Genomic DNA, 16,450 nt, shown 5'->3' with positions numbered 1-16,450 from the left:
AATAATTAGGCAAATGCCCAAGTCTTGACCTTGAGAGCTTGGCGGTTGCGGGAGCATGTTCACCTCACTGAATTCTTCCAAGTCGGAGAAAGAAAATGAACAAGATCTCCATCGCCGCCGCTGTGCTGGCGATTTCCGCCGGATCGGCCTTCGCCGGCGACCTGCCGAGCAGCAAGTCTGCCCCGATCGCTCCGGTCATCACCGTCAGCCCGTGGGACTTCAACATCGGCGCGACGCTGACCTCGGACTACCTGTTCCGCGGCATCACCCAGTCCAACCACCAGCCGTCCGTCTGGGGCCGCGCGGAACTGCGCTACAACCTCGATCCGAGCTGGCAGCTCTACATCGGCACGTCCGCCGAATCGATCAAGTTCACCAACAACGTCTTCCCGGTCGGCTCGCCGGCGGCTGAGATCGACGGCATGGGCGGCGTGCGCGGCACGTTCGGCTCGTTCGCCTTTGATGTCGGCGCCATCGTCTACGGCTATGTCGATTCCCCGATCGGTCTCACGGGCGTCGCCGGCGGCGCTCCGGCTGGCCTGGCGCCGCGCAATCCGACCTTCGTCGAGGCCTACTTCAAGCCGACCTATGCGGTTAACGACAGCCTGACGCTCGGCCTCAACTTCTTCGCGACCCCGAGCTACCTGAACACCGGCGCGGACGGCGAGTATCTGTCGGGCACCGTCAAGTACATTATGCCGGGTTCGCTGTCGGCCTTCGCCATTTCCGGCGAGTATGGCTATCAGTGGCTGGGCAATGTTGACGGCGTCTACAGAAACAACAATTTTGCTCCGTTCTACACCTATGTCGGCAACCCGGTCACCGGCAAGCTGCCGAGCTACGCCTACTGGAACGCCGGCGTGTCCTACACCTGGAAGTTCGCCACGCTGGACCTGCGCTACTACGGCACCAGCCTGTCGTCCACGCAGGCCTACACTCTGACGGGCATTCCGGATAATTGCAGCGCCGTGGCCTGCTCGAACAGCTCGACCTACGCCAACCAGCGCTTCGTGGCGACGCTCTCCTTCGACCTGAGCTCGAAGGACCTCAAGTAATCCGGGTTCCCGCCGGCGCGAATAAGCCGGCGGTCTCCCCGAGAACTTTACGCCCGGTCGTGAGACCGGGCGTTTCTTTGTGTGCAAGGAAGCATTCCGCTCGCGCAAAATCCGCCCTTCGCCTGGAGGATTTCCGCGCGATTTCGTTCTCGCGGATCGCGAAGGGATTTTGCGGAAACCGTATCGGGCGACAGCGGCTCAGCGGGTCAACTCGCGCATGGCCGTTTCAAGCCCTTCGAGCGTCAGCGGATACATGCGGTTTTCCATGATGCGCTGGATCATGGCGATCGACTGTGTATAGGGCCAATGCGTCTCGGGCGTGGGATTGAGCCAGACCGCGTGCGGCCAGCAGGTGAGCGCCCGCTCCAGCCAGACTTTTCCCGGCTCCTCGTTCATATGCTCGACCGAGCCGCCCTCCATGACGATTTCGTAGGGGCTCATCGCGGCGTCGCCGACGAAGATCAGCTTGTAGTCGTGCGGAAAGGTGTGGAGCAGGTCCCAGGTCGAGGTTTTTTCGGCGTGGCGGCGGGTGTTGGTCTTCCACACGCCTTCGTACAGGCAGTTGTGGAAGTAGAAATGCTCCAAGTGCTTGAACTCGCAGCGCGCGGCGGAGAAGAGCTGTTCGACCTGGGTGACGTGCCAGTCCATGGAGCCGCCGATATCGAGCAGCAGCAGGACTTTTACGGCGTTGCGGCGCTCGGGGCGCAGGCGGAGATCTAAAAAACCTTGGCGGGCGGTGGCGGCAATGGTGCCGTCGAGGTCGAGTTCCTCGGCCGCGCCGGTGCGCGCCAGCTTTCGCAGCCGGCGCAGGGCGAGCTTCATATTGCGCGGGCCCAGCTCCTCGTCGCCGTCCAGATCCTTGAAGTCGCGCTTGTCCCACACCTTTACGGCGCGGAAATTCCGGTTGCCGTCCTGGCCGATGCGAATCCCTTCGGGATTGTAGCCATAGGCGCCGAAGGGCGAGGTTCCCGCCGTGCCGATCCATTTGTTGCCGCCCTGGTGCCGGCCTTTTTGCTCCTCCAGACGCTTTTTCAGCGTCTCCATCATCTTGTCCCAGCCCAACGCCTCGATCTGATTCTTTTCTTCCTCGGTCAGATATTTTTCGGCGAGCTTTCGCAGCCAGTCCTCGGGAATGGCGGCTTTGGCGGAAAAATCCTCGCCGGGCTCCAGGCCCTTGAACACGGTTGCGAACACGCGGTCGAACTTGTCGAGATTGCGCTCGTCCTTCACCAGCGCGGCGCGGGCGAGGTAATAAAAATCCTCGACCGACTTTTGCGCGAGGTCGCGCGACAGCGCGTCGCAGAGGGTGAGATATTCCCGTAGCGAAACCGGAACCTGCGCCTCGCGCAGCGCCGTGAAGAAGGAGATCAGCATGGCGTGATTATGCGCCGGAAACCCGCAAAAGAAAAACCGCCGATGGAGAGCCACCGGCGGTCATAAGCGGAGCGGTCAGGCGCGGGGCCTGACCGCGTGAGAAAAATCTCAATACTTGGCGACGACGGCCTTCGGGGCTTCCGGGTTCCACAGCGGGATGATCGTGCGCAGAAGACCACGGGTCTCCTTCTGCTGCCAGTAGTTGCCGTCGCTGTGCACGTAGAGGTCGGTCGCGATGGTCGCCTGGGTGATGACCGGGCCGAAGTTGTAGCCGATGAGGCCGCCCAGCGCGAACTGCGAGCAGCCGCTGCAGGCGAGGAAGGTGTTCGGGCCGAGGTTCGCGTCGTTGTAGGTGCCCGTCTGAGCGACCGTGCCGTAGGCGACCATACCGACTTCCCACTTGCCGAGGGTCTTGGTCAGACCGAGGTCATAGCTGAAGAAGCTGGCGTTGCGCACCGGCACCGGAGCGAGCGGGTTGACGCTGTTGGTGTCGCCGATCAGGTTGTAGATCAGGTTGGCGGTCGCGTTCCAGCCGTCGCCGTGCCAAGCCAAAGCCAACTGCTGATGGAAGGTGGTCTGGTTGATCGGGTTCTGGGCCGCGAGGGCGCCGTTCACGAAGAGGTTGGTGCCGCTGATGCCGATATAGGCGCCGGCGAGATAGGAGACCGAGAAGCCGTTGCCGATGTTCCAGGCGATCTGGCCCGCGACGAAGGGGTTGTACATGCCGCGGATGTGCGCGGTCGGGACGTTGTTGCTCGCCGAGATCATCGGAGCAGCGGCGATCAGCTGGATGCGGCCGCCGGCAACGGTCCAGGGGGTCGACCAGGCGATGAGCGGAACGTTGTAGTCGAAGCCGTTGTCGCCCTTCAGCGAGCGCCAGGAACCGACCGACGCGAAGTCGAGGAAATACACGCCTTCCGGCAGCGGCGAGGCGAGGTCGAGACCGGCGCGTTCGCCCGTCGGGTTGGTCGGGCCGGCGATGCTGGCGAGCGCGGCGCCCGAGAAGGTCATTGCGCCGAGCAGAGCTCCGGCGAATTTGGCGGTGAGTTTCATTTGAATACCCCTCCCGAGGGCTTCAGTGACGGATTTGAATTTCTTCACCCGGTCGCAGCGCGGGTTAGCCATGTGGCGCGACCGGGAGCTTCCAAGAACTTCACAATAATCCAGCGGCCCCGCTCGAAGAAGGCGCCGTGGCCTCATTCGGGGCGTAAACCGGGCGAAACGGGCTATTCTGAGACCGCACGTTGTACAAATGTCACAGAAAATCCGAGCGCTGACCGAGTTTTGGCCGGCTTGTTCCGCCTCTCTCCTCCTTTGGGAGGAGAAATTTTAAGACTTTGCTTACGTTTAGCCGCAAGCTCGCGCCTTCGGATTCGCGAGTCCCGACGCTTGCCGTCGTGATGCTGCGGCGCCACAATCCCGGCGTCTTCATCGCGGAACCCCCCATGCGCTTCACTGGATCCGACAGCTATATCGCCACCCGCGACCTGCAGGTCGCGGTCAACGCCGCGCTGGCGCTCGAACGGCCCCTGCTGGTCAAGGGCGAACCGGGCACAGGCAAGACCGTGCTGGCGGAGGAAGTGGCGGCGGCTTTGGGCGCCCCGTTGCTGACGTGGCACATCAAATCGACGACCAAGGCGCAGCAGGGCCTTTATGAATATGACGCGGTGTCGCGCCTGCGCGACTCGCAGCTGGGCGATCCGCGCGTCGCCGACATCGGCGCCTATATCAAGCGCGGCAAGCTTTGGGACGCCTTCGACGCGGACCAGCACACGGTGCTCTTGATCGACGAGATCGACAAGGCCGACATCGAATTCCCCAACGATTTGTTGCTTGAACTCGACCGCATGGAGTTCCACGTCTACGAGACCGGCGAGACGGTGCGGGCGAAAAAACGCCCGCTGGTGATCATTACCTCGAACAACGAGAAGGAGCTTCCCGACGCGTTTCTGCGTCGCTGCTTCTTCCACTATATCAAATTTCCCGACCGCGAGACGATGGAGGCCATTGTCGCCGCGCATTTCCCGGGGCTCAAAAAGGCTTTGGTGGAAGAGGCGCTGCGGCTGTTCTTCCAGATGCGCGAGGTTCCCGGGCTGAAGAAAAAGCCGTCAACGTCCGAACTGCTGGATTGGCTGAAGCTGCTGCTGTCGGAGGATATTTCGCCGGAGCAATTGCGCGAGTCCGACCAGTCGAAGCTGATTCCGCCGCTGCACGGCGCGCTGCTCAAGAACGAGCAGGATGTGCATATGTTTGAAAGGCTGGCGTTTTTGCACCGGCGGGAGAAGAGGTAGTCCCCCTCATCCGTCTCGGCGGCTTCGCCGCCGAGCCACCTTCTCCCGCAAGGGGAGAAGGAAGAGGCCGTCATACGGTTTCCACAAGATCGCTTCGTGATCCGCGAAAACGAAATCGCGCGGAAATCCTTCAGGCGAAGGGCGGATTTCCGCGCGAGCGGAATACGATTTCCGAACTGATCGTTCGGAAATCGTATCACGCGCTTGCGCGTTGCTCCAGCGCCTGCGCCACCGCCGCCAGGGCTGCATCTGCCGCCGCGCCATCGGGGCCGCCGGCTTGCGCCATGTCGGGACGGCCGCCGCCGCCCTTGCCGCCGAGTTTTTCGGAAGCCAGACGGACGAAATCGACCGCATTGAATTTTGGCGTGAGGTCGGGCGTCACCGCGACCACCACGCCGGCGCGGCCATCGTCCGACACCCCGACAATGGCGACCACGCCGGAGCCGACCGCCTGCTTGGCCTCGTCCGCCAACGACTTCAAATCCTTCATCTCGACGCCGGTCACGGCGCGCGAGAAGAATTTGATCCCGCCGATTTCTTTCACCGGCTGTTCGGCGGACGCCCCGCCGCTCATGGCGAGTTTCTTGCGCGCGTCGGTGAGTTCGCGTTCGAGCTTTTTGCGCTCTTCGAGCAGGGCGGCGAGGCGCTCGGCGGCGTCCTCCACGGGGGCGCGGAGCAGGCCCGAGAGATCGCGCAGCACGCGCGCTTCCGCATTCAGATGTTTGCGCGCGCCAAAAGCGGTTTTCGCTTCGATGCGCTGCACGCCGGCGGCCACCGCGCTGCGGCCGACGATCGAGACAAGTCCGATGTCGCCGGTGCGGCGCACATGGGTGCCGCCGCACAGCTCCACGGAGAAGGCGTGGCGGTCGCCATGGCCCATCGACACCACGCGCACTTCGTCGCCGTATTTCTCGCCGAACAGGGCGCGGGCGCCGGATTTGATCGCCTGCTCCTGGTCCATGAGGCGGGTTTCGACCGCGGCGTTTTCCAAAATCACGCGGTTGGCGATTTCTTCCACCTCCGCCAGTTCCTGATCGGTGACCGGCTTGGGGTGAGCAAAATCGAAGCGCAGGCGGTCGGCGGCGACCATCGAGCCTTTTTGCGCCACGTGATCGCCGAGCACCTGGCGCAGCGCCTCGTGCAGCAGGTGGGTGGCGGAATGGTTGGCGCGGATGGCGGCGCGGCGCTCGACATTCACGTCAAGCTCCAGCGCTGCGCCGACCTCGAAGGCGCCCTCCAGAACCTCGCCCTCGTGGACGAAGAGGTCGCCGAGCTTTTTCGCCGTGTTGTCGACCCGGAATTTGACGCCGGCCGCGTGCAAGACGCCGGTGTCGCCGACCTGACCGCCGGATTCCGCGTAAAATGGCGTCTGGTTGAGGATGACGCCCCCCTTGTCGCCGGCCGAAAATTTTTGCCGTTCGGTGCCGTCGCGCACCAGCGCGACCACCACGCCCTCGGCGCGCTCGGTCTCGTAACCCAAAAAGTCCGTGGCGCCGACGCGGTCCTTGACGGCGAACCAGACCGTTTCTGTGGCCGCTTCGCCCGAACCCGACCAGCTTTTTCGCGCCTCCGCTTTTTGCCGCGCCATGGCGGCGTTGAAGGCGTCGGTGTCCACGCCGATTTTGCGCGCGCGCAGGGCTTCTTGCGTCAGGTCGAGCGGGAAGCCGAAGGTGTCGTAGAGCTTGAAGGCGACTTCGCCGTTGAGATTCTGGCCGGCGGTGAGGTCGCGGGCTTCTTCGTCAAGGATCGACAGGCCGCGCGCAAGAGTGGTGCGAAAGCGGGTTTCCTCGAGTTTGAGCGTTTCCTCGATCAGGGCCTGCGCCCGGACCAGCTCGGGATAGGCTGCGCCCATTTCGCGCACCAGCGCCGGGACCAGACGCCACATCAGGGGATCGCGGGCGCCGAGCAGCTGCGCATGGCGCATGGCGCGGCGCATGATGCGGCGCAGGACGTAGCCGCGTCCTTCATTGGACGGCAGCACGCCGTCGGCGACCAGGAAGGCGGAGGCGCGCAGGTGGTCGGCGATGATGCGGTGGCTGGCGCGCATGTCGCCGTCGGGCTCGACGCCGGTGGCGTCGGCGACGGCGCGGATCAGCGCGCGGAACATGTCGATGTCGAAGTTGGAGTGCACGCCCTGCATCAGGGCGGCGATGCGCTCCAGGCCCATGCCGGTGTCGATCGAGGGGCGGGGCAGGGGGACGCGCTGGCCCGGCGCCACCTGCTCATATTGCATGAACACCAGGTTCCAGAATTCCAGAAAACGGTCGCCGTCCTCGTCCGGGCTGCCGGGCGGGCCGCCGAAAAGGGCCTCGCCCTGGTCATAGAAAATCTCGGAGCAGGGGCCGCAGGGGCCGGTGTCGCCCATCGACCAGAAATTGTCGGAGGTGGGGATGCGAATGATGCGGTCATCGGAAAAACCGGCGATCTTCTTCCACAGGCCGAACGCTTCGTCGTCGTCGTGGTAGACCGTGACCAGCAGGCGGTCTTTCGGCAGGCCAAAATCCTTGACGATCAGCTCCCAGGCCAGCGCGATCGCCTGTTCCTTGAAATAATCGCCGAAGGAGAAATTGCCCAGCATTTCGAAAAACGTGTGGTGGCGGGCGGTGTAGCCGACATTGTCGAGGTCGTTGTGCTTGCCGCCGGCGCGCACGCATTTCTGCGACGATGTGGCGCGGACATAGTCGCGCTTTTCCGCGCCGGTGAACACGTTCTTGAACGGCACCATGCCGGCATTGGTGAACATCAGGGTCGGATCGTTGCGCGGCACCAGGGGCGCGGACTCGACCTTGGTGTGGCCGTGCTTGGCGAAATGATCCAGAAATGCCGACCGTATCTCGTTGACGCCGCTCATGGACTGCCCAAACCTTTGCTTTCCGACTTGCCTGAACGTCGCGCCGGGCGGAACGGGTTCACGGGTGCAAGCGGCTCTATCTAATGGAGGGGCGTCCTTAAGTCGAGAGGGGCGCGACGCGCGCATTCGCGGAGTTTTCAGGCGGTTCAAGGCGGTGCGCGCCGAGGGGGGATGTCGCGGCCATTCCGCGACGAAAAAAGCCGACGCCTGGGCGGCGTCGGCGCAAACTCGGAAACCGTGGACCGCCCTCGTCCTTCGAGACAGCCGCCATAGGGCGTCTTCAGACGCCCGTCTGACGCGGGCCATAGGGCGTCTTCAGACGCCCGTCTGACGCGGGCTATGGCGGATTCCTCGGGATGAGGGCTACTCTTTGGGCGGTCGAGCGATGGACGGCTCGCTATTCGTCGTCCCCGGAGGACGGATCGGCGTTTTCCAAAATCTTCTCGGCGATCAGCCCGGCGTTCTCGCGGATGGTCTGTTCGATGCGCGCGGCGGCTTCGGGATTGGCCTTGAGAAAAGCCTTGGCGTTTTCGCGGCCCTGGCCGAGGCGCTGGCTGTCGAAGGAGAACCAGGCGCCGGATTTTTCCACCACGCCGGCCTTGACGCCGAGATCGACCAACTCGCCCATTTTCGAGACGCCTTCGCCATACATGATGTCGAATTCGACCTGCTTGAACGGCGGCGCCACCTTGTTCTTCACCACTTTGACGCGCGTCTGGTTGCCGGTGACTTCTTCCCGGTCCTTGATCGCGCCGATGCGGCGGATGTCGAGGCGCACCGAGGCGTAGAATTTGAGCGCGTTGCCGCCGGTCGTCGTCTCCGGCGAGCCATACATCACGCCGATCTTCATGCGGATCTGGTTGATGAAGATCACCATGGTCTTCGACTTGGAGATCGACGCCGTCAGCTTGCGCAGCGCCTGGCTCATCAGGCGGGCCTGGAGGCCGGGCTGGACATCGCCCATTTCGCCGTCGATTTCCGCGCGAGGGACGAGGGCCGCGACCGAGTCGACCACCAGCACGTCGATCGCGCCGGAGCGCACGAGCGTGTCGGTGATTTCCAGCGCCTGCTCGCCGGTGTCGGGCTGGGAAATCAGCAGGTCGTCGAGCTGCACGCCGAGCTTTCGGGCGTAAACCGGGTCGAGCGCGTGTTCGGCGTCGACAAAGGCGCAGACGCCGCCGCTCTTTTGCGCTTCGGCGATGGTATGGAGCGCGAGCGTGGTCTTGCCGGAGGATTCCGGGCCATAGATTTCGATGATTCTTCCACGCGGCAGGCCACCCACGCCCAGCGCGATGTCAAGGCCCAGGGATCCCGTGGAGATCGTCTCGATTTCAGTGACGGCCTGGTTCTTGCCCAGCCGCATGATCGAGCCCTTGCCGAAGGCGCGTTCGATTTGCGACAGGGCGGCGTCGAGAGCCTTGGTCTTGTCCACGGAGGTTCCTTCCACGAGGCGAAGATTCGCTTGCGACATCGGACTGACCCTTCTGGCATGTTTGACGCGGCTGACGCAACCGCTCTGAACCCCAATGTACAGCGTTTGTTCTTGTTCACAAGTTCTTTTTTTGTTCGCGTTCAAGGTTGTGGGTGTTGGCGACCGGGCGGTTGCGGCCGGCTTTCGCCTTGGTCGAATCCCCTGCGTCGTGCGGACGAACTTAAATCCGCAAGGTCAGACACTTGGCGGCGCCGCCCGCCTTCATGAACTGGGTGAGCGGCGCGCGCGTGGGCGCCAGTCCGTGCGCCCGCGCCTGCGCCTCCAGCGCGGGGCTGGCGTCGTTGAGCACCAGCATGGCGTCGAGCGCCACGGCATTGCAGCAGAATTTTATCGCGTCGGACTCGTCCACGGCGATGCGCTGGTCCGGGGCGACGCGGCGCTCGATTTCCGCCCGCGATGGCGCGTCGAAGGCGGCAGGATAGTAGAGCAGGGCGCCGTCGGGCAGCGGGCAGAAGCAGGTGTCGAGGTGGTAGAAGCGCGGGTCGATCAGCCGTAGCGGCACGGTTTCGCGACCGAAAATCTTTGCCGCCAGCGGCGCCATCTCTTGGTCCGAGCGAAAACCGTGGCCGAGCCAGATTGTTTGCCGGGCCTCGTCGAAGAGCGCGTCGCCGGCGCCCTCGAAGCACAGCTCTTCCGGCGGCGTGATGATCTCGTAGCCCGCTTTTTCAAACCAGGCGCGCCACCAATGTTCCTCGCCCCGGCGCTGCGGGCGGCGGAAGCGGCTGAGCAGAACCTTGCCTTCGAGCGCGAGGCCGGCGTTGGCGGTGAAGACGAGATCGGGAAGGCCGGCGTGCGGCATGATCAGGCTCACGTCGGCGTGGCGCGCGATCAGATCTTTCAAGCCTGTCCATTGCGCCTGGGCCTCGGCGGCGTCGGTGTGGCCCTGCTGGCCCTCCATCCAGGGATTGATGACATAGGACACGCCGAAAAAATCGGGCGGGCACATCAGGACTTGCGGGCGAGCGGAAGCGTTCACAGGCGACCCCGTGGCTGAAGCGTTCGAATGTCGGGAGGAGCGCGCTCTTGCGCGTTGGGCGCGCATCGATCAGCGCCGCACTTTAGATGGGGAGGCGCGCCAAAGCATCAAGGGCCCGCAAACGCTTGGTTTGCAGGCCCTTGGCGCAGGGGAGGCAGGCTCCGAACCCCTCATCCGTCTCGCGGCTGTCGCCGCGAGCCACCTTCTCCCGCCGCAGGGCGTTCGTCAGAACGCCCGTCTAAAGACGGGCGATGGGGAGAAGGGATCGTCCCGACCAGTCGTGGCTAGGCCGCCACCGCTTCCGGCGCCATGCGGATCAGGTGGTCGAAGGCGGACAACGCTGATTTCGCCCCGTCGCCCATGGCGATGATGATTTGCTTGTACGGCGTGGTCGTGCAGTCGCCGGCCGCGAACACGCCGGGGAGCGATGTCGCGCCGCGCGCGTCCACTTCGACTTCGCCGCGCGGCGACAGCGCGAGGGTTCCCTTCAGCCATTCGGTGTTGGGGACCAGGCCGATCTGCACGAAAATGCCTTCCAGGTCGAGTGTGTGCGCGGCGCCCGTCTTGCGGTCCTTGTAGGAGAGACCCACGACCTTTTCGCCGTCGCCGTGGACTTCCGTGGTTTGGGCGGAGACGAGGACATCGACGTTTTTCAGCGAGCGCAGTTTGGCTTGCAGCACCGCGTCGGCGCGCAATTGCGCGTCGAACTCGATCAGGGTGACATGCGAGACAATGCCGGCGAGGTCGATGGCCGCCTCGACGCCGGAATTGCCGCCGCCGATCACCGCCACGCGCTTGCCCTTGAACAGCGGACCGTCGCAATGCGGGCAATAGGCCACCCCCTTGTTGCGGTAGTCTTGCTCGCCGGGCACGTTCATCGAGCGCCAGCGCGCGCCGGTCGAGAGGATCACGGTTTTCGCCGTCAGCGTCGCGCCGTTCTCCAGTTGCACGCCGACAAAACCATCGGCGCCGGCGGGGATCAGTTTTGACGCCTTTTGCAGGTTCATCACGTCAACTTCGTAAGCTTTGACGTGCTGCTCCAGCGCTGCCGCCAGTTTTGGTCCTTCGGTGTGCGGGACGGAAATGAAATTTTCGATGGACATGGTGTCGAGCACCTGCCCGCCGAACCGTTCCGCGATCACGCCGGTGGCGATGCCTTTTCGCGCCGCATAGATCGCCGCCGCCGCGCCGGCCGGGCCGCCGCCGACCACCAGCACGTCGAACGGCTTTTTGTCGGCGAGTTTTTCAGCGGCTTTGGCGCCGGCGTTGACGTCGAGTTTCGCCAGGATTTCCTCAAAGCCCATGCGGCCCTGGCCGAACGGTTCGCCATTGAGGAAAATGGCCGGGACCGCCATGACCTTGCGGGACTCGACCTCCGCCGGGAACAGCGCGCCGTCGATGGCCACGTGTTTTACGCGCGGATTCAGCGCCGCCAACAGATTCAGCGCCTGCACCACGTCGGGGCAGTTCTGGCAGGACAGCGAGAAGAAGGTTTCGAAGACGAAATCGCCGCTCAAACCCTTGGCCTGTTCGATGGCTTCGGGCGATTCCTTGGCCGCGTAGCCGCCGACATGCAGCAGGGCGAGGATCAGCGAGTTGAATTCATGGCCCATCGGCAGGCCGGCGAAACTGGCGCGCGGCGCCTCGCCGTCGCGGGCGATGCCAAAGCTCGGGACGCGGGGGTCCCCGCCGTCGAGCTTGAGCGAAATCTTGTCCGATTGCGCCGCCACGTCTTCGAGCAGCGCTTTCATCTCCTGGGACTTTTCGTCGGCGCCGAGCGTGGCGGTCAGGGTGATCGGGGAGACGATCCGCTCGAAATAGGCGCGCAATTGGCTCTTGATGGCGTCGTCCAGCATGGTCCAGTCTCCAAAAGTTATTCGCGTTTTCTTCTTAAAAAAGGCCCCCGGGCCGTGGCCCGGGGGTTCTCAGCGCCGCAGGAGAGGGGAGACCGCGGCTCTGGAATTGTGTTGGATCAGATCTTGCCGACCAGGTCGAGCGAGGGGGCGAGGGTCTTTTCGCCTTCCTTCCACTTGGCCGGGCAGACTTCGCCGGGGTGGCTGGCGACATACTGAACGGCCTTGATCTTGCGCAGCAGCTCCTTGGCGTCGCGGCCGACGCCGCCGGCGCTGATTTCGAGAATGGCGATCTTGCCGTCGGGGTCGACCACGAAGGTGCCGCGGTCGGCGAGGCCGGCTTCCTCGATCAGCACGTCAAAGTTGCGGGAAATCGCGTGGGTGGGGTCGCCGACCAGGAAGTAGTTGATCTTCTTGATCGCGGCGGAGGTGTCGTGCCAGGCCTTGTGGCAGAAATGGGTGTCGGTGGAGACGCCGTAGATTTCCACGCCCAGCTTCTGGAATTCGGCGTAGCTGTCGGCGAGATCCTCGAGCTCGGTCGGGCAGACGAAGGTGAAATCGGCCGGGTAGAAGAAGAACACCGACCACTTGCCCTTGAGATCGGCCTCGGAGACGTCAACGAATTTGCCCTGCTTGAACGCAGTGGCCTTGAAGGGTTTCACTTGAGTGTTGATGAGCGACATTTGCGACCTCGAAAACGTTTTATCCCGCCGTTCGGCTGGGGCTCGGCTTTGTCGCCGGCAAACGCAACCTAGACGGAAGCCGTGATCGGGTAAAACGCAAAAAATGATTTTTGTTGATCGGAAAAAACGATTATAAGGGCGCGTTCGCTCATCGGCTTGCCTTTCGATGGCTGACCCGTGGACCGCCCCCGCCCTTCGAGACGCTTGCTGCGCAAGCTCCTCAGGGTGAGGGCTACGGGGTGGTCTCTTGCGCGGGGGGCGAAGCAAGAGGTCACACATGCGGAATCTTCCCACGCTGCGCCAGCTTCGCTTCCTTGTCGCCGTCGTCGAGCGGCGGCATTTTTCCGCCGCCGCGGAAGACTGTCTGGTCAGCCAGTCCACGCTGAGCGCCGCCATTCAGGAGTTGGAAGAGCTTTTGGGCGTGCGTTTGCTGGAGCGCAGCAAACGAAAAGTGATTCCGACCGCCATCGGCCTCGAACTCGCGGCGCGCGCGGAAACATTGCTGCGCGACGCCGAGGAACTGGTGGAGGCCGCCGATTCCGCGCGCGATCCGTTGTCGGGCGCGCTACATCTGGGGGTGATCCCCACCATCGGGCCGTTTCTCGCGCCGCGCATCATGCCGATTTTTCGCGAGAAATTTTCGGACCTGAAAGTGTTTTTGCGCGAGGAGCAGAGCGCGCAACTGCTGGCGCGGCTGAAGAGCGGCCAGATCGACGCGGCGATTTTCGCCTTGCCCTATCCGTGCGACGACATGGAGACCGCGGAATTCGCCAGCGACCGTTTTTATGTGGTCTGTCCGCCGCGCCACCGGCTCGCCGCCCGCAAAAACGTCCCGCCGCAGGAGTTGGCGGGGGAGGATTTGTTGTTGCTCGAGGAGGGCCATTGCCTGCGCGACCACGCGCTCGCCGCCTGTGCGCTGGAAGGGGCGCGGCGCAACGCCGGATTTCAGGGGACCAGCCTGCACACTTTGGTGCAGATGGCGGCCAATGGGCTCGGCGTGACGCTGGTTCCGGAAATGGCGGTGGTTTCGGGCATTTTGCGCGGCTTGGATCTTTCGTCGGTTCCGCTGGCGGAAGAGGGCGCGGCGCGAAAAATCGCGCTGATCTGGCGGCCCTCCTCGAACCGAAAGGTGCTGTTTCGCAGTCTTGCCGCCGTGCTCAGGCAGGATTTGGGGGCGGGTCTTGAGAAACGCGACGCCGCTGAAGCCAATGCTCCAGCCCCTCACCCCCCGCCCGCTCCCCATTAAGCAAGCATTCGTTGGTCGCCCAACGAATGCTTGCTTAGGTTCCTTCGTTTTTGCAGGATTTTTATCCGAAAACCGGGGGCCACTTTTCGGAAATCCTGCTTGGAGCATTTTCGAGCGAAGTGGATGCCGGTTCGCGTGAAGAAAATGCGTCATACGGTTTCCGCAAGATCGCTTCGCGATCCGCGAAAACGAAATCGCGCGGAAATCCTTCAGGCGAAGGGCGGATTTCCGCGCGAGCGGAATACGATTTCCGAACTGATCCTTCGGAAATCGTATCAGGCCGCGGTGCGGTCGAGCGAGCCGCTTTGGGCTTCCGCAAATTGCGCCGCGGCGAAACCCGGTTCCGTGCGGGCCACTTTGGCGCGGATTTTTGAGCCGTCCTCGAATTGCAGCGTAATGGCGTCGCCGGTCTTGAGCCGTCCCGACGAGGTGAATTTCGCGCCATTGTCGGAGATGTCGACCAATTGCGCCGGCTCGTTCTCGCCGTTTGAAAAAATCACCAGCGCCTGGGTGGAGCGGCGGCGCAGGGCGTTTCGCCGCTCCCCGATGTCGCGCGTCAGATCGACCAAAAACGTTTCGACCGTCTGCGTCAGCGTTGTCCCGGCCTGCGCCAGAGCCTCGGTGACGGAGGCGACGCGCCCGGCCTCGACATTGGTTTCGCCGATCACGCTCGCCGCATGGGTGACGCTGTCGCTGGTGACCGTCGAGCTTTGCGCGGCGCGGGAGACGGCGCGGGCGATTTCCTCCGTGGCTTCGCTCTGCTGGCTGACCGACGCGGCGATGGTGGCGGTCAGACCGTCAATGTCCTCGGCGGCCTGGGCGATCGCCTGGATGGCGCTTTCCGCCTCCCTGGTGGCGGCCTGGATGTCGCCGATCTGGGCGCCGATCTCGTCGGTGGCGCGCGCCGTATGTTCGGCCAGCGTCTTGACCTCCGAGGCGACCACCGCAAAACCGCGACCGGCCTCGCCGGCGCGCGCCGCCTCGATGGTGGCGTTGAGCGCCAGCATGTTGGTCTGCTGGGCGATGTTGCGGATGATCTCGACAATGGCGCCGATCTTTTCCGCCAGGGCGACCAGGGCGCCGACATGGCGGTCCGTCTCCCGCGCCGAGGCGCTGGTCTGGTCGACGCGATGGCGCATGCCTTCGATCTGCCGGAGGATTTCCAGGATCGACGAGGTCAGCTCCTCCGCCGCGGAGGACACTGTCTGCATGTTTTCCGAGGACTGGCTGGCCGCGCCGAGGGCTTCGCCGGCGGCGCCGCTGGCGCGGGAGGCGACCGCGCCGAGTTTTTTCGCCGTGTCGTCCATATCGCCGGTGCGCGCGCCGAGCGCAGCGACAATGTCGTTCACGCTGGAGCGGAAACCGGCGATCATCTGTTCGAGCCCGCGCTGGCGGTCGGACTCCCGCGCCCGCTCCGTCCTGGCCTCGCCCTCCAGACGGGCGCGCGCCTCGGCGTTCTCGCGAAACACCTCCACGGCGCGGGCCATGGCGCCGATTTCATTGGCGGAGTCGAGGCGCTTGAGGTCGAGCGCGGTTTCGCCCCGGGTGATCGCGCGCATCGCGTCGTGCAATTGCCCAAGCGAACCCGCCAGATAGCGCCAGACCGCGATGGCCAGGGCGAAGGCGGCGATGAGCGCGACCGCGATGCTGGCGATCAGGACATTCAGGGCATGGCCGGCCTCGGCTTCGTTCTCGGCGAATTTTTCCGCGCTGAGCGCGGTGGCGCGGGCGACGATGGCGTTGGCGGCCTTGTCGGCGCTCTTGTAGCTTTCGATGATCTTCTTCTCGATGTCGCCGAGCGACTGCGCCGCGCGCGCCCAGGCGGAAAAGCGCGCCGAATAGAGGTCGACGAGATCGTCGAGTTTCTTGCGCTGCGACTCCAGGCCCGGGTCGGCGGCGATGGCGCGCTTCAACTCGTCGGCGACCGTCGCGTTGGCGGCGACATATTTGTCCAGGCGCCTCAGCATGAAATCCTTCTCGTGGCGGCGCAGCGTCAACACCTTCACGTTCAGGGCGGGGCGCTCCAGGGCGGTGAAGGCTTTTTCAAGCTCGTGCGCGGCGGCGCGCACCTCGCCTTCGAGGCCATTTTCCGGCGTGACGCCCATGGTCCGCAAGGTCGCGGCGAATTCCGCGAATGAAACGGCGTAAGCGTTGAGCGGCTGTTCGATGGCGCCGAGATCGCGTTTCAACTCGGGGTCATCGAGTTGCGCGGCTTTCTCCGTCAGGGCGCGCAACTGGTCGCGCGCGGCCTGCGCTCGCGTGTCGAATTCGGCGATATAGGAGTCGTCGTGACGCAGAATGAAATTTTTCTCGCTGCGGCGCATTTGCAGCAGGATCGCGCCGAATTGCGAGGCGTCGAGCGCGGTCTGCGCGGCGACGCGCGCCCGCGCCTGGAAGTCGCCCTGGGCCTTGAGAGTCCAGACGACATTGACGAGGACGGCGCCGAAGCCGAGCGCGGAGACCAGCGCCATGGCGAGCAAAAGGTGGCCAATCTTGAAACGACCGAGCATGAAATTGCTCCAGCAAATCCGGAATGAACGGGGGCATGATTGTCGAACATCGTTAAATTACAAATAAGACGGTGAAATATATCGCTGTTTTGCGCAGTCGAAATTCACGCTATACTGAC

At 63.9% G+C, this 16,450-nt stretch carries 11 protein-coding genes; 3 read left to right on the top strand and 8 right to left on the bottom strand.

Features of this window, described 5'->3' with window-relative positions; all coding sequences use genetic code 11:
• Nucleotides 1-95: 95 nt before the first annotated feature.
• Nucleotides 96-1,055 (top strand): TorF family putative porin, encoded by a 960-nt coding sequence (locus tag GJ654_RS15910; RefSeq protein ID WP_155447164.1) that lies wholly within the window; start codon nucleotides 96-98, stop codon nucleotides 1,053-1,055.
• Nucleotides 1,056-1,253: 198 nt separating this feature from the next.
• Here the strand turns inward: GJ654_RS15910 and GJ654_RS15905 are convergent, their stop codons facing one another.
• Nucleotides 1,254-2,429: a vWA domain-containing protein gene (locus GJ654_RS15905; RefSeq protein WP_155447163.1), complete on the bottom strand. Its 1,176-nt coding sequence runs from the start codon at nucleotides 2,427-2,429 to the stop codon at nucleotides 1,254-1,256.
• A gap of 108 nt (nucleotides 2,430-2,537) precedes the next feature.
• A complete protein-coding gene (locus GJ654_RS15900; protein ID WP_196305583.1) occupies nucleotides 2,538-3,482 on the bottom strand; it encodes a transporter in 945 nt (314 codons plus the stop codon).
• Between the two features lie 392 nt (nucleotides 3,483-3,874).
• On the opposite strand from GJ654_RS15900, the gene GJ654_RS15895 reads away from it, so the two are divergent.
• The gene (locus GJ654_RS15895) at nucleotides 3,875-4,720 is read left to right on the top strand and encodes an AAA family ATPase (RefSeq protein ID WP_155447161.1); all 846 of its coding nucleotides are present in this window, start codon (nucleotides 3,875-3,877) and stop codon (nucleotides 4,718-4,720) included.
• Between the two features lie 196 nt (nucleotides 4,721-4,916).
• Here the strand turns inward: GJ654_RS15895 and alaS are convergent, their stop codons facing one another.
• The 5 genes from alaS to ahpC form a co-directional block, all read right to left on the bottom strand.
• Nucleotides 4,917-7,571: an alanine--tRNA ligase gene (alaS, locus tag GJ654_RS15890; RefSeq protein ID WP_155447160.1), complete on the bottom strand. Its 2,655-nt coding sequence runs from the start codon at nucleotides 7,569-7,571 to the stop codon at nucleotides 4,917-4,919.
• A gap of 397 nt (nucleotides 7,572-7,968) precedes the next feature.
• Entirely contained in the window at nucleotides 7,969-9,042 is a 1,074-nt protein-coding gene (recA, locus tag GJ654_RS15885) for a recombinase RecA (RefSeq protein ID WP_155447159.1), read from the bottom strand.
• A 181-nt stretch (nucleotides 9,043-9,223) separates the two neighbouring features.
• On the bottom strand, nucleotides 9,224-10,039 hold the full coding sequence (locus GJ654_RS15880) for a dimethylarginine dimethylaminohydrolase family protein (RefSeq protein WP_264586281.1): 816 nt from the start codon (nucleotides 10,037-10,039) through the stop codon (nucleotides 9,224-9,226).
• A 284-nt stretch (nucleotides 10,040-10,323) separates the two neighbouring features.
• Nucleotides 10,324-11,895, bottom strand: coding sequence for an alkyl hydroperoxide reductase subunit F (gene ahpF / locus GJ654_RS15875; protein ID WP_155447157.1), 1,572 nt, complete (start codon nucleotides 11,893-11,895; stop codon nucleotides 10,324-10,326).
• 116 nt (nucleotides 11,896-12,011) lie between these two features.
• Nucleotides 12,012-12,575, bottom strand: a complete 564-nt coding sequence (ahpC, locus tag GJ654_RS15870; RefSeq protein ID WP_155447156.1) for an alkyl hydroperoxide reductase subunit C — start codon at nucleotides 12,573-12,575, stop codon at nucleotides 12,012-12,014.
• Nucleotides 12,576-12,852: 277 nt separating this feature from the next.
• On the opposite strand from ahpC, the gene GJ654_RS15865 reads away from it, so the two are divergent.
• Nucleotides 12,853-13,821 carry a hydrogen peroxide-inducible genes activator gene (locus GJ654_RS15865; protein WP_155447155.1) on the top strand — a complete coding sequence of 323 codons (969 nt, stop codon included), beginning with the start codon at nucleotides 12,853-12,855 and terminating at the stop codon, nucleotides 13,819-13,821.
• A 275-nt stretch (nucleotides 13,822-14,096) separates the two neighbouring features.
• On the opposite strand, the gene GJ654_RS15860 is transcribed toward GJ654_RS15865, so the two are convergent.
• Nucleotides 14,097-16,331 carry a methyl-accepting chemotaxis protein gene (locus GJ654_RS15860; protein WP_155447154.1) on the bottom strand — a complete coding sequence of 745 codons (2,235 nt, stop codon included), beginning with the start codon at nucleotides 16,329-16,331 and terminating at the stop codon, nucleotides 14,097-14,099.
• Between the last annotated feature and the right edge of the window lie 119 nt (nucleotides 16,332-16,450).

This window comes from Rhodoblastus acidophilus, assembly GCF_009720655.1.
Classification (GTDB): domain Bacteria; phylum Pseudomonadota; class Alphaproteobacteria; order Rhizobiales; family Beijerinckiaceae; genus Rhodoblastus; species Rhodoblastus acidophilus_A.
This window is presented reverse-complemented; position numbering and strand designations above follow the sequence as displayed.

Coding starts and splice junctions, on each gene's coding strand:
- GJ654_RS15905 (WP_155447163.1), bottom strand. CDS start 2,429: ATGCTGATCTCCTTCTTCACGGCGCTGCGCGAGGCGCAGGTTCCGGTT.
- GJ654_RS15895 (WP_155447161.1), top strand. CDS start 3,875: ATGCGCTTCACTGGATCCGACAGCTATATCGCCACCCGCGACCTGCAG.
- GJ654_RS15900 (WP_196305583.1), bottom strand. CDS start 3,482: ATGAAACTCACCGCCAAATTCGCCGGAGCTCTGCTCGGCGCAATGACC.
- recA (WP_155447159.1), bottom strand. CDS start 9,042: ATGTCGCAAGCGAATCTTCGCCTCGTGGAAGGAACCTCCGTGGACAAG.
- ahpC (WP_155447156.1), bottom strand. CDS start 12,575: ATGTCGCTCATCAACACTCAAGTGAAACCCTTCAAGGCCACTGCGTTC.
- GJ654_RS15910 (WP_155447164.1), top strand. CDS start 96: ATGAACAAGATCTCCATCGCCGCCGCTGTGCTGGCGATTTCCGCCGGA.
- alaS (WP_155447160.1), bottom strand. CDS start 7,571: ATGAGCGGCGTCAACGAGATACGGTCGGCATTTCTGGATCATTTCGCC.
- GJ654_RS15865 (WP_155447155.1), top strand. CDS start 12,853: ATGCGGAATCTTCCCACGCTGCGCCAGCTTCGCTTCCTTGTCGCCGTC.
- ahpF (WP_155447157.1), bottom strand. CDS start 11,895: ATGCTGGACGACGCCATCAAGAGCCAATTGCGCGCCTATTTCGAGCGG.
- GJ654_RS15860 (WP_155447154.1), bottom strand. CDS start 16,331: ATGCTCGGTCGTTTCAAGATTGGCCACCTTTTGCTCGCCATGGCGCTG.